At 61.8% G+C, this 12,944-nt stretch carries 8 protein-coding genes; all 8 read right to left on the bottom strand.

Annotated features, from left to right (window positions below; translation table 11 throughout):
* Window positions 1-368: 368 nt before the first annotated feature.
* Window positions 369-1,646 (bottom strand): outer membrane protein transport protein, encoded by a 1,278-nt coding sequence (locus JVX98_RS14175; protein ID WP_205239016.1) that lies wholly within the window; start codon window positions 1,644-1,646, stop codon window positions 369-371.
* Between the two features lie 495 nt (window positions 1,647-2,141).
* Window positions 2,142-4,982: a valine--tRNA ligase gene (locus JVX98_RS14180; protein WP_205239017.1), complete on the bottom strand. Its 2,841-nt coding sequence runs from the start codon at window positions 4,980-4,982 to the stop codon at window positions 2,142-2,144.
* A 121-nt stretch (window positions 4,983-5,103) separates the two neighbouring features.
* Window positions 5,104-5,913, bottom strand: a complete 810-nt coding sequence (locus tag JVX98_RS14185; RefSeq protein ID WP_205239018.1) for a PopZ family protein — start codon at window positions 5,911-5,913, stop codon at window positions 5,104-5,106.
* A 208-nt stretch (window positions 5,914-6,121) separates the two neighbouring features.
* Window positions 6,122-7,489, bottom strand: a complete 1,368-nt coding sequence (locus tag JVX98_RS14190; protein ID WP_192446047.1) for a TolC family outer membrane protein — start codon at window positions 7,487-7,489, stop codon at window positions 6,122-6,124.
* 288 nt (window positions 7,490-7,777) lie between these two features.
* Window positions 7,778-8,443, bottom strand: coding sequence for a protein-L-isoaspartate O-methyltransferase (locus JVX98_RS14195; protein ID WP_043611551.1), 666 nt, complete (start codon window positions 8,441-8,443; stop codon window positions 7,778-7,780).
* Between the two features lie 205 nt (window positions 8,444-8,648).
* Window positions 8,649-9,074: a TonB system transport protein ExbD gene (gene exbD, locus JVX98_RS14200; protein ID WP_034796684.1), complete on the bottom strand. Its 426-nt coding sequence runs from the start codon at window positions 9,072-9,074 to the stop codon at window positions 8,649-8,651.
* A gap of 3 nt (window positions 9,075-9,077) precedes the next feature.
* Window positions 9,078-10,160, bottom strand: a complete 1,083-nt coding sequence (exbB, locus tag JVX98_RS14205) for a tonB-system energizer ExbB (protein ID WP_246765027.1) — start codon at window positions 10,158-10,160, stop codon at window positions 9,078-9,080.
* 183 nt (window positions 10,161-10,343) lie between these two features.
* Window positions 10,344-12,818 carry a ComEC/Rec2 family competence protein gene (locus JVX98_RS14210; protein ID WP_246765028.1) on the bottom strand — a complete coding sequence of 825 codons (2,475 nt, stop codon included), beginning with the start codon at window positions 12,816-12,818 and terminating at the stop codon, window positions 10,344-10,346.
* Between the last annotated feature and the right edge of the window lie 126 nt (window positions 12,819-12,944).

Below are 12,944 nucleotides of genomic sequence, written 5' to 3' on the forward strand. Positions count from 1 at the left end.
GCCGACAGAGCCGACGCAACCTTTCCACAATGAAACTTAGACATAGTTCCCGAAGCCGTCATTTTAATGGACCACTTGCACTGGCGTGCCAGAGGTCACATCTGTCATGACGGTCGTCGATCCAAGTTTCATTTCACCCCAAACGCTGCAGGTATCACACTCACATTGCAGGCTTGTTCCTATATCGCTGCTCCCTGTTTGTGGCGGGAAATGGACATAGCCGGAACGAGTCTGATCCTAGCAAACTCTAGCATTAAAAGTGTTGCTGAATCGTCACATTGCGGGACAGTGCGGACGCGTGGTTAAGAGGCTCCACACATAAGAAAGGCCCGGTAAAACCGGGCCTTGCAGGATCAGATGACGAAGGATCAGAACTTCACTTTGATCGATGTCGAAATGGCACCGACAAAGTCGTCGTCGAAATCGTAGGAAACGTCGTCACCAATGACGTCGTCGCCATACTTGACCGCGCCGGAACTGCCGCCGGTCATGATGCCGACCGCACCGGCAAGACGGAACTCAAGATTTTCGGTCGGCGTGTAGGAAACACCGGTTCCCAGCGTCCAGGTGTCGGTCTGCGTTCCATACCCGTGGCTGGTGCCGCGGTCCCAGGTCAGGCTGACGGCGCCACTCCATTGATCATTGAACTTGTGGCCGACACCGCCGGTGATGGTCCAGCCGTCACGGTAGAGAAGATCAAGGCTCGTGCATGGCGTAGTACGGGAGACCGTGGCGGGGCAGAATTTCAGGACCTGAAGCTGGCTCCAGTCCGTCCACTTCACCGAGCCAAATGCCGCCCAACCGGGTGCAAAGCCGCTCTGCAGCTTGAGTTCCAGCGAGTCCGGCATCGAAGCCGCACCGTTTACGTCGTATTTCGTACCGGTCACAAGGCCCACGCCCGGTACAACGAAGCCCAGCTGGCGAAGGTCGATGAAGCCCGAGAGGTTATCCAGATCGACAGCACTGTTGTACACGAGGCTCGCTCGCAAGGCATACTCGGGGATTTCGTAGGCAGCACCTGCGCGCCAGCCCCAGCCATGCCCTCCAAGCTCGAGCCTGCCAATGCCGGTAAAGGCACCAGCGAGCGGCGTGCCTGTATAATCCTGAACCAGCCGTTCCTTGAAGCCGTTGACTTCCTGATAGAAGACGCCGCCGATCACACGGAACTGGCCTGGCCCCATGTCCCATTTGTAGGAGCAGGTCGCGGAGTAGTTGTCGCTCTCTACCTTCGTTTCGATATTGCTGTTGGCACCGGCCCAGTTCTGCCCCGGATTGGTGTGGGCACCCCAGGGCTGGGAGTAGTCAGCCATACAGTCGACGCTGTCACCAAAGGCCGCCTTAACGCCGACGCGCGGAACCCAGTAGCTCTCGGTGTCGTCAGCAGTATTCGGTCTGTTGTTGAGATTGCCGCCACCAAAAGTCCCGGTAAGAATGTTGGTGTTCCCGGTATCGGTATCACGGACGTTCTTCAATTCGCGCTGCGGATTGACATAGGTCGCCGACGCTTCCCCCGCATAATCCGACGGATCGAACAGCAGATCGATGTTGTAACCGCCGCGTTCAAGGCCGCCCGCGTGCGCGGCGGAGGCAAACAGCAAACCCGCTGCTACCGACAGAACACCCCGCTTAAAATTCATGTGAGCCATCCAGCTCCTCCCCCTGCACTGCAAACTGCGACATTCCACCTCATGTCGTGTGGGCCGAAGTATTCTCACGATCCCGTGAAATCGCAAATGCGAGATCTAGCAGGTAGCACGCCCGATCGGTCACAGAATTTACGTAAGATTCTCATGATTTGGCCACAATGGCGCCAGATTGGAACCATTTTCTAAAATCATGGATTAAATCCACTAAATTAGAATGGATTTCCAAACCATCGAAAACCTGTGTCACCGGAACAACATTATCGCTTTTTGCGGTAGAACGACGAAAAACTCCGTTGAAGTTCCGTTCAAACACCACGCGCGCTTAATCGCTCGCCCAGCGGATTCAACTGATCGAATCAATGCCAAATCTCGATCGGCGGAAGTTTATCTTGAATTTCTAAAATAAAAATCCGCGGCATTTCTGCCGCGGATTTCGATTCTCTACGGTCGATCATCCTCTTGAACGTCCGCGTCGTTCCCAGCGAATTTCTCGCCTCAGCCGGCCTCGGCGACGCGCGTCAGCGCAACGCTCAGCGATTCCTTCTGGAGATCGAGTTCGACGAGACGCTCACGTTCCGCTTCGACCAGCTCCGGCTTGGCGTTGGCGACAAACTTCTCGTTTGCCAGCTTGCCGAGGATACGCTCGCGCTCTGCTTCCACCTTGGCAATCGCCTTCTCAAGCCGCGCTTTCTCGGCCGAGAGGTCAATCAGGTTGCCGAGCGGCAGGCAGGCGGTTGCCTCGCCAACGACGATCTGGGCGCTGCCGCGCGGGGCGACAGTGGCGTGATCGATATGCTCGACACGCGCCAGGCGACCGATCGCCTGGGCATGCTGCTGCAGGCGCTCGCGCGTCAGGTTGTTGGCACCGACCACGATCAATGGTGCTGTTGCCGCTGGCGGAACGTTCATCTCCGAACGGACCGAACGAATGCCGGAGACCAAATCGATCAGCCAGTTGATCTCGTCGGCCGCCGTGTCATCGGCATAGGACGGCGCCGGCCATTCCGCGTGGCACAGCAACGTCGAGCGCTCCTGCCCCTCGCCCGCCGTCTGCGCCCAGAGTTCTTCCGTCATGAACGGCATGAACGGGTGCAGCAGCTTGTAGATCTCGTCGAGAACATAAGCAACGCAAGCTTGCGACTCGCGCTTTGCCGCTTCGTCATCGCCGCCGAAGATCGGCTTCAGCAGCTCGAGGTACCAGTCGCAGAACTGATTCCAGACGAACCGGTAGAGGCTGCCGGCGGCGTCGTTGAAGCGATAGGCATCAAGCGCCTCGGTAACGTCCCGGATGGTGCGCGACAGTTCCGTCAGGATCCAGCGGTTGACGGTGAGCGACGAGGCTTCGGGAATGAAGCCATCGCTGCTGGTAACGCCATTCATCTGGGCAAAGCGCGTCGCGTTCCACAGCTTGGTGCCGAAGTTGCGATAGCCGGCGATGCGCGCCGGGTCGAGTTTCACGTCGCGCCCCTGGGCGGCCATGATCGCCAGCGTGAAGCGCAGGGCGTCGGCGCCGTATTCGTCGATCAGTTCGAGCGGATCGATGACGTTGCCCTTCGACTTCGACATCTTCTGGCCGTTCTTGTCGCGAACGAGCGCATGGACATAGACCGTATGGAACGGCTCGACCGGGGTGCCGTCGGCATCCTTCATGAAATGCAGGCCCATCATCATCATCCGGGCGACCCAGAAGAAGATGATGTCGAAACCGGTGACCAGCACGTCGGTCTGGTAATACTTCTCCAGTTCCGGCGTCTCGTTCGGCCAGCCGAGCGTGGAGAACGGCCACAGCGCCGAGGAGAACCAGGTGTCGAGAACGTCTTCGTCACGCGTTAGGATTTCGCCCGGCTTGAAGTTCTCGAGCAGGTCCTCGACATAGGCCTTCATCGGGCCTTCATGCGCCAGATAGTGCTGGATCGCGGCGTGCAGCGCCTCTTCCTCGGTCTTTTCGACGAAGACCTGGCCGTCCGGACCATACCAGGCCGGAATCTGATGCCCCCACCAGAGCTGGCGCGAAACGCACCAGGGCTGGATGTTCTCCATCCACTCGTAGTAGGTCTTCTCCCAGTTCTTGGGAACGAAGTTGGTCCGGCCTTCCTTGACCGCGGCGATCGCCGGCTTCGCCAGCGTCTTGGCGTCAACGTACCATTGTTCCGTCAGGCGCGGCTCGATCGGCACGCCACCGCGATCACCATGGGGAACCATGTGCTTGTGCGGCTCGATCTTGTCGAGAAGGCCTGCCTCTTCGAAGATGCGAACGATGATCTTGCGCGCTTCGAAGCGGTCCTTGCCTTCGAGTTCGTCCCAGGCGCCATGCAGGGCAGCCGGATCGCTGAGCCCTTCGAGGAAATCCTCGTTGTCCTTGATGGTGATGCGCCCTTCGATCGTCATGATGCTGATCGCGCGCAGACCGGCGCGCTTGCCGACGTCGAAGTCGTTGAAATCATGCGCAGGCGTGATCTTCACCGCGCCGGTGCCGGCGGTCGGGTCCGCGTAGTCGTCGGCAACGACCGGAATACGGCGACCGACGATCGGCAGGATGACGTGCTTGCCGATCAGCGGCTTGTAGCGCTCATCCTCGGGATTGACGGCGATGCCGCTGTCTCCGAGCATGGTTTCCGGACGGGTGGTGGCAACGACGAGATAATCGCGCTTTTCCCACTCGGTCGCCTTGCCGTCTTCATCGAAGGCAACCGGATAGTCGAAGGTGACGCCGGGCTCCAGCGGGTAGCGCAGGTGCCAGAGATTGCCGTTGATCTCGTGCTGCTCGACCTCCAGGTCCGAAATCGCGGTCAGGAGCTTCGGGTCCCAGTTGACCAGGCGCTTGTCCTTGTAGATCAAGCCTTCCTTGTAGAGCGAGACGAAGACCTCGAGAACGGCTTCGGACAGCCCTTCGTCCATGGTGAAGCGTTCGCGCGACCAGTCGCAGGACGCGCCGAGCCGCTTCAACTGGTTGAAGATGAGCCCGCCCGATTCGGCTTTCCATTCCCAGACCTTCTCGATGAAGGCTTCGCGGCCCATCTGCCGGCGGTGCTGCTGGCTCTCCATCAGCTTGCGCTCGACGACCATCTGGGTCGCGATGCCGGCATGGTCCATGCCCGGCTGCCACAACACGTCCTTGCCGCGCATGCGTTCGAAGCGAACCAGCACGTCCTGAAGCGTGTTGTTGAGCGCGTGGCCCATGTGCAGCGAACCCGTCACGTTCGGCGGCGGGATCACGATGCAGAAACTGTCGGCGCCGGGCTTGGCACCCGCCCCTGCACGAAACGCGTTTTCTTCGTCCCACTTCTTGGCGATACGCGGGTCGACGGATGCGGAATCGTAGGTCTTATCAAGCATTTTGGAGCCAATTTACGAGATTGATGTCAGCGTCTTGTAAACCGGAACGGCCGGCGCAAGTCAACACGAACGCAAAAAGCCGCGACGACAGCGCGGCTTCTTTCGTATTCGGCTTCGGCTTTTAGCGCCGAGGGCCGCGCGCGACCCGCTCGATCTCCTCGCGGACGAGCCGCTCGACAAGCGTCGGCAGATTGTCGTCGAGCCATTCCTGCAGCATCGGCCGCAGCATCGCCTCGGCAATTTCATCAAAGGAACGTCGCGATCCCTGATCCACTGCGTGGGCAAGATCGCCGAAGGACTGAGCGACCTTGCGGCCGACCTCCGGGGAGACGATCGCCGCAAGTGCCGTCTCCGGCGCGGGCGCATCCAGCGCGACGGCTGCCACGGGCGGAATCGCGCTTAAAACTTCCGGTAGTTCGACTGGCGGCGGCGCGGCGGCCTCTGGCTCGGCCAGCGCCTCAACCTCGGCAACCGGCTCGATCACCGGCGCTTTCGGGGCAGAAACCGCGGCCATGCGCGAGGTGACGACAGGACTGTCCTGAATGGCGACGACCTGCGGCGCTGGTTGAACCTCCCGTGCGGGAAAACCCGTGGCATGACGCTCGGAGGCGGCCCGAACCCGCGCCGCGACATCGGCCAGCGAAAGCGGCGGCTGTGCTGCCGACGACGGCTCAGTCTGTACCGCCGGGCTTTCCACGGCCGGCGCGACGGAGGCCGACTTCGGGGGCTCGTCCCGCTCATCGCGTCGGCCAAAGGCGATGGTCTCGATCTCGCTGTCGATGGTCAATTCGATCTCGTCGCTAGCCTCGTCCTCGAACTGCTCGTGCGGCGCGAACCCGGCTTGCCCGGGTTCGTTGCTCTCAATGATCTTGCGAATGGATGCCAGGATTTCATCCATCGACGGTTCACGCGCGACATTGAGCTGTGCCATTTCCATCCTCGTTTGACGCGGCAGACATGTGTTCCAAAACTGGACATGCGCCGATTTCCGACAAACCTTAAGTGAGTTCGCGGACGAAACAAACGCCACGAATCAGTCGCCCGGATTCTTGCACAGATTTGTTTTCAGGGGAAAAAATAGAAACGCCCCGGGGATACCGGGGCGCTGCTGCAATATCTGGAAAGACGAGAGGACGCTCTTAGCGACCGTCCACGGTCCGCAAGCCGATCCACTTGTCCTTGACCGCCTCGTAGTGCTCCTCGGAGCGATATTCCGCGACCTGAAGCCCCTGGTCCTTGACCGTCAGCCGCGCGGAGGCCGCAAGCAGCGAATAGCTGGCGACGACGGCATCGCGTTGCGCCAGAGCGAGGAGTTCCTGCGCCTGAAGCACGTCCTGCTGCGAATCGAGTACGTCGAGGGTCGTGCGCTGGCCGACCTTGCGCTCTTCGATCACGCCATCGAGCGCCAGCTTGGCAGCGGAAATCTGCGCCTTGTTGGCAGATATGCGCGCAATCGCGGCTTCCAGCTGAGCATAGGCCGAAACGATTGTCTGCTGCACCGAAGCGCGGGCGGAATCGACGAGGATGCGCTGCTGGCCGAGGCGTTCCTTGGCCTGGCGGATCTGGCCGTACTCGGCACCGCCCTGATAGATCGGAACCTCAAGGCGAGCCGTGATGCTCGATGCATTGCTATCGAACTGGCTGGCATTGCCGGTGGTGCGGCCAACCTGGCCCTGCAGCGTCACACCGGGAAGCATCGTGCCTTCCGCCGACTTGACCTGATAGCCGGCCGAATCAACGGAGTACTGTGCCGACAGAATGATCGGGCTTTCCCGCAGACCGGTCGCGACGGCCTGATCGAGCGTGCGCGGCAGGCTCTTGGAAGCCGGCGAGGCCTGCTTGATGCCCCGCGGCACGTCGCCGACGATCTGCACATAGGTCGCTTCGCTCTGCTTCAACTGAGCGACGGCGACGATAAGCTGCGACTGGGCGTTGGCGAGCGAGGCTTCTGCAAGGCTTACGTCGGTACGGGTACCCTCACCCACGTCCAGACGGGCCTTGGCCGCGTTCACCTGCTCCTGAAGGAACGCGATGTTCTGCTTGCGGATCGATACGAGCTGCTGATCGCGCGCGATGTTGGAGTAAATCGTGGCGGCCGAAAGGAGAATGGAAATCTCGTTGGCGCGCAGCGATTCGCGGGTTGCAAACACGTTCGATTCGGCGGCGCGAACATTGTTCAGCGTCTGAAAGCCGTCAAACACCATCTGGTTTACGGTGATGCCGACCTGTCCCTGGTGGAGGTCTTCGCTCAGGGTCTTTTCCCGGTCGATGGTCGAAAGCGTTCCGGACGCGAAGGCTGCCACCTGGGGGCGAAAGCCGGACTTGGCGATCGGCACACTCTCATCGGTCGCCCTGAGGCCGGCCCGCGCGGCATTCAGGTCAGGGTTGTTTGCGTAGGCTTTGGCCATTGCGCCGAAGATCGTCTCGGCCAGTACTGCTTGCGGTGCAAGCAGCAAGCTTGTCGAAACGGCGGCCATGAGGGCCGCTTTGCGGACAATCGACACCATTACTTCTCTCTCCGATCGGGGCGGCAGAGCCTGCCCTCTATTTCCGCGGCGCCGCTCTTTTTGCAAAAAGCGACCCCAACTAGACACGGCGATGAAGCGCTCACACCGCCCACTGGTGAGCAAATCACTACCACTGCACTCTTTGAAACCCGGAATCAGCATTCCGACAACTGGGCAGCCATACTCTGCGCAGCCATTTCAAAAAGAAACAAGTACCCCGTTGCGAATTGGCAACATTGTTATTTTAGCAGCGCATTTAATTGTTGATATCCCTCAATAAGTGGGACCTCAAAAAACAAATTCCTGTGCACGACGGAAGCCGGGGAGCGGCTTGACCGCGGTGTTGAAATCGGGGCGCTCGGACGTCTTTCCGTGCTCGTGCACGTAGAGTTTAGCGCGAGAAGCATTGCCAAATCCTTCAACGACCACGAGCCGCCCGCCATCGCGCAGCTGCCCGAACAAAGCGGTCGGCAGGACTTCGACCGAGCCGTGGACGAAGATCACGTCGTAGGGTGCCTCGGCGGCGTATCCCTTCTCGAGTTCGCCGGTTACCACGGCGATGTTGTCGTAACCGAGGCGGGACAGCGTTTCGGTCGCGGTGGCAGCGAGGCCTTCATCGCTTTCGAGCGCGACGACCGAACCTGCAACCTGCGACAGCAGTGCGGATGCATAGCCGGTGCCGCAGCCGATCTCCAGAACGACATCGGACTTGGCGATTTCGGCCAACTGGAGAAGCTTGGCGAGCGGCGACGGCTCCATCAGGAAGCGCGGCGCGTTGCCGTTGGCAACCTCGAGCGCGATATCCGTATCGATGTAGGCGAGCTCTTTCATCTTGGCAGGCACGAATTCCTCGCGCGGGACGCTCAGGAACGCGGACAGGATCGAGTGGGACGTGACATCCGTCGTGCGGATCTGGTTGTCCACCATCTTGGTGCGCGCTGCTTCGAAATTCATGGTAGTGCCCTCGTGGTCCGGATAGGCGCGGCGCCCGGTTTCGGGCAAGCACGCACGATCGTCTACTGGCTCCCGTCGGAAAGCCTTTGAGGTAAGCTCATAAATCGGCGACCGGCCGGTTTCAAGCGACAGCGGCAATTTGCGCCGGAAAAACGGGAGGGAATTGCACCGCGAACAGCGGAGGCGACACGATAGCCGGCCGGGATCAGCGTCCCGGCGCGCCTTCCAGCCCGACGAGGGCAATCTTGGTGTAGCCGGCATTCTGAATGAGGTTCATCACCGTCATCAACTCGCCGTAGTCGACAGCCTTGTCCGCCCGCAGCAGGACGCGTGTCTCGGTATTGCCTTCGGTCAGGCGCTTCAACTCGTCGGCAAAGCTCTCGCGTGCCGTTTCATCGTTGCCGATCGCCAGTGCCAGATCGGCCTTCAGCGTCACGAAGACCGGCTTGTCGTCCCGCGGGGCCGGTTTGGCGGCCGATTGCGGCAGGTCGACCTTCATGTCCACGGTGGCAAGCGGCGCCGCCACCATGAAGATGATCAGCAGCACCAGCATGACGTCGATGAAGGGAGTAACGTTGATCTCGGCGTTTTCGTCGAGATCGCCGCCGCCGTCGCTGATTTTTCCAGCCATGGGTCACCCGATCCGTGCGATGGTCGTCTCGGCGTGACCGAAGTCCTGGCGGCGCGGCTGCGCCTTGCGGGCCAGGCGATGGTCGAGGTCGCGGCTGACGAGCCGCTCAACGGCTGCAGCGGCATCGGCGAGAATCACCTTGTAGCCACCGACCGAGCGGGCAAAATAGTTGTAGATGACGACGGCCGGGATCGCCGCGACCAGGCCGATGGCGGTCGCCAGGAGCGCCTCCGCGATACCCGGCGCCACGATCGCCAGGTTGGTCGTCTGCGCCTTGCTGATGCCGATGAAGGAATTCATGATCCCCCAGACCGTGCCGAACAGACCGACGAACGGGCCGACGGAACCGATCGAGGCCAGGATGCCGGTGCCGCTTGTCATGCGCTTGCCGGCGCGAACCTCGATGCGGGTCAGAAGCGACGAAACACGCTCCTTAAGGCCGCCCGTCGGCGCGTGATCGATCACCGCCTCCGAGCGGGCCATCTCGTCGATCGCCGCGGCGACCATTTCGGGCGCCGGTCCCGACTTGCCGTCGAAGGACCCCTTGACGTCTGCCAGGCCGTTGGCGGCCGACAGCAGGCGAACCGCGCGCGTCAGGCGCGCCTTGGCGCCAAAGAGTTCCAGCAGCTTGACCACAAAGATCGCCCAGGTGGCGACGGACGCCAGCGCAAGACCAATCATCACGCTCTTCACCACCACGTCGGCGGCCATGAACATGCCGATTGGAGAAAGGTCGTGCGGCAGCACCGGGCTTGCTGCGCCCTCACTTGTTGCAGGCGCGCTTTCAGCCGTCGTCGTGGTGCCTTCAACCGCGACCGGAGCCCCCTCGCCCGACGTAGCGGCTGGAGTTTGCAGTGCCGGCTGCGCCTGGGTCGCCGGGTCAACCGACGGAAAGGTTGCGGCCGTGCCCTGACCTTCCGCCACCGGCGCGGATGCGGACGGCGCGGTTGCGCCGCTCTGCGTACCGTCGACCACGGGTGCGGACGTTGTCGCTTGTGCCAGGGCGGCCGTCGGAGAAGCTGCGGAGGACAGGACCAGCATTGCGGCTGCCAGAAAATTGATCGTCGATCGGGCTCGTCTCGGCATCTCGTTCCTCACGTACTGGTCCATTTCGTCGTGTCGGGGCGAAGGGTTTGCCGTCATCCGCCACCACCCTTGCGCGCTTCCGAGGCTGTTTACGCAACGGAAAACCGAATGACAAGGATTTGTGGAGTTTATCAATCAAGAATAATTTCGCAACCGTCCATTGCCCAGGCTGGACCGACGTTTTCAGGGCGTCGGCTGGTCTTCGACGAAGGCGCCGCTGCGCCAATCATAGGTGCGATGCCGCTCCCAGGGACGGGCAAGCGTCGTGAAAGCCGACTGGAATTGCATGGCGGGTGAGTTGAGCCCCTCCTGCTGTTCCGCCCGGATTTCGATTGCGCCGGTGCGGCGCAGCGTAGCGACATCGACGATGCGGGCTCCGCGCACGGCGCACGCTTCGGCATCGACCCGCGCGGCGACCACGATCAGGTCCGCCTGATCACACAGGGCGGGAAAGAGGCGCGGATTTTCGAGAGTGACGATCGTCCAGCCGACCGCACTGCGCGCGGCGCACCATTGCTTGTCGCGGCAGACGAAACTGCCTGCCTTGCTTGCCGCGATCGCCGATGAAAAATCGGCGCGGATCGCGGCAGCCTTCTCTCCCTCAATCGGCGGCGCTCTTCTGACCGCCTGTTCCATAGCCGGATAAAGACCGTCGGCCGCAGGCGGAAGCGTGGCCGGCCGCTCATGTTTCGCGACGATGAGCGCCCGTTGCCATTGCGAGAATATGAAGTCCGGCGGACGCGGCCGGTTCGTTGCGATGGCATCATCCGTGACCAAGCCGACGAGACGGCCGTCCTCGGCGATCACAATATCGGGCCGGCTGCCGCCTTCGAATACCAGGCTGAGAAAGCCTGCGCAGATCAGCACGATGCCAGAGATTGCGAGCCAACTGCGCAGGACGCAAAGAAAGACACCGCCGATCGCGATCAGCACGAAGCCGATGGGGCCGATGCGGCCGGTCACGACCTCGCCGTCGAGCGACGTCACGAACCGCGCGACGTCGAGCATCCGATCGAGACCCCACGCCATCGCCATCAAAGGCAGATGCTCGAGCCCGAACGGCATCAGCAGCATGGCGAACAGCCCGAACGGCATGATCACGATGCTGATCAGCGGCATGGTGAGAATGTTTGCGATGAGGCCATAGGCCGGCAGCCTATGGAAGTAGGCGATCGAATAGACTGACGTTGCCAGACCGCCGATAAGCGAGGTGATCAGGATGCCCGCGGCGACGCCGGTGATGAGGCGCCCCTTGCTGCGGCTGCCGGGCGCTTCGGCCTTGCCCGTGCGCCGTTCGCGCCAGCGCCCGTAGCCGGCAACCAGCGCCAGTGTGGCGGCGAAGGACATCTGGAAGCCTGGCCCGGCCACGGCCGAGGGCATGAGCACGACGATGACGATTGCAGCGAGCGCGACGTTGCGCAGGCTGATCGACATGCGATCGAAGAACACCGCGACCAGCATGATCGAGATCATGATCCAGGCGCGCAGTGCCGATACGGCGCCGCCCGAGATGAGAATGTAGAAGCAGACCATCAGCAGCGCGCCGGCCGCCGCGACCTTCTTGATCGGCACGCGGTGCGCGAGCCCCGGCACCATGCTGAGAGCGGTGCGCGCGCCGATCAGAAAGGTGCCGGCTGCCAGCGCCATGTTGAGGCCGGAGATCGCCAGCACGTGCGCCAACCCAGCCTGTCGCAGCACCTCGACGGTCTCTCGGCTGATTGCCCTTTCCTCTGCGGTGACCAGTGCCGCCGCAAGCGCGCCAGTGTCGCCGCCGATCGACGAGCGGATCCTCTCGCCGACCGTTTCCCGCATCGCGGCCATCGTCTTTTTCGTCGCCGAAAGCAGCGCGGCCACAGTGCCACCCTCTTCGCTCGCGACCTTCTCGGATAGCTTCGGCGCGCCGTAGAAAAACCCGACGGCGCCAATTCCCTTGAAATAACTGTCGAAGGCGAAATCGTTCAGGCCGGGCAGCGCCGGGCCTGAGGGCGGAGACAGGCGCGCCCTGCCCTCGATCAGAGCGCCGAGCGGAAACGGCTCTCCGGAGCCCCGCGTCACCAGCGTCGCCTTCAGCGGCTGACGGCGCAGTTTTGGCCGGCTCGTTTCCTCGATTTCCAGCCCGTAACGCCACCGGCCGCGATCATCCTGCTCGCGTGAAAAGACCGTGCCCCGCAGGTTCGTGGTGACCGGAGCGTCGAGAACAACCGTGTCGGTGCGCCATGTCTCGATCGCGACCAGCAGCATGCCAGCGATGAACAGCGTCACGGCAACCAGCGGAGGACCCACGGGCGCCAGTTTCCACCGACAGACCAACGCTGCCATTCCAAAAATGCACAGCAGCACTGCAAGATTGGCAATCCGGATATCGAAGGGCAGCGCCAGCCAGGCGAGTACACCGAAGATCAAGAACACCGGGATCAACACAAAACCGTGACCGAATGCCCTTTCCTCTTCGATCGCTGCGAGGAACGCCGGGTTGACGGCGGCAGGCCGGAAACGGGCTGCGCGGCTCGCAATTGCCCGCCACGACGGCCGGAGAAACGGGGGTAGTCGCCCTGTTGCAGGCACGGTCGCCGCGATTACGGCGGCATCGGAACCGGGCACCCCGAAGCTGCCGCGTTCGACGTCGAGCGACGCTTGCCGCATTTCCGTTTCGCTCATTGCGCCCGCACTTTAGCCCCTGACTTCGCGGCCGATCATGCAACCAACGTCTCGCAACCGCAACCGAGGCGCTATCTGCCGAAAAAAGCGGCAAACCTATATAGAATGGTACCGCACCATCATCGG

The sequence above is a fragment of the Ensifer sp. PDNC004 genome, assembly GCF_016919405.1.
Classification (GTDB): domain Bacteria; phylum Pseudomonadota; class Alphaproteobacteria; order Rhizobiales; family Rhizobiaceae; genus Ensifer.

Coding starts and splice junctions, on each gene's coding strand:
- exbB (WP_246765027.1), bottom strand. CDS start 10,160: ATGCCGAGACGAGCCCGATCGACGATCAATTTTCTGGCAGCCGCAATG.
- JVX98_RS14180 (WP_205239017.1), bottom strand. CDS start 4,982: ATGCTTGATAAGACCTACGATTCCGCATCCGTCGACCCGCGTATCGCC.
- JVX98_RS14175 (WP_205239016.1), bottom strand. CDS start 1,646: ATGGCTCACATGAATTTTAAGCGGGGTGTTCTGTCGGTAGCAGCGGGT.
- JVX98_RS14210 (WP_246765028.1), bottom strand. CDS start 12,818: ATGAGCGAAACGGAAATGCGGCAAGCGTCGCTCGACGTCGAACGCGGC.
- JVX98_RS14185 (WP_205239018.1), bottom strand. CDS start 5,913: ATGGCACAGCTCAATGTCGCGCGTGAACCGTCGATGGATGAAATCCTG.
- exbD (WP_034796684.1), bottom strand. CDS start 9,074: ATGGCTGGAAAAATCAGCGACGGCGGCGGCGATCTCGACGAAAACGCC.
- JVX98_RS14195 (WP_043611551.1), bottom strand. CDS start 8,443: ATGAATTTCGAAGCAGCGCGCACCAAGATGGTGGACAACCAGATCCGC.
- JVX98_RS14190 (WP_192446047.1), bottom strand. CDS start 7,489: ATGGTGTCGATTGTCCGCAAAGCGGCCCTCATGGCCGCCGTTTCGACA.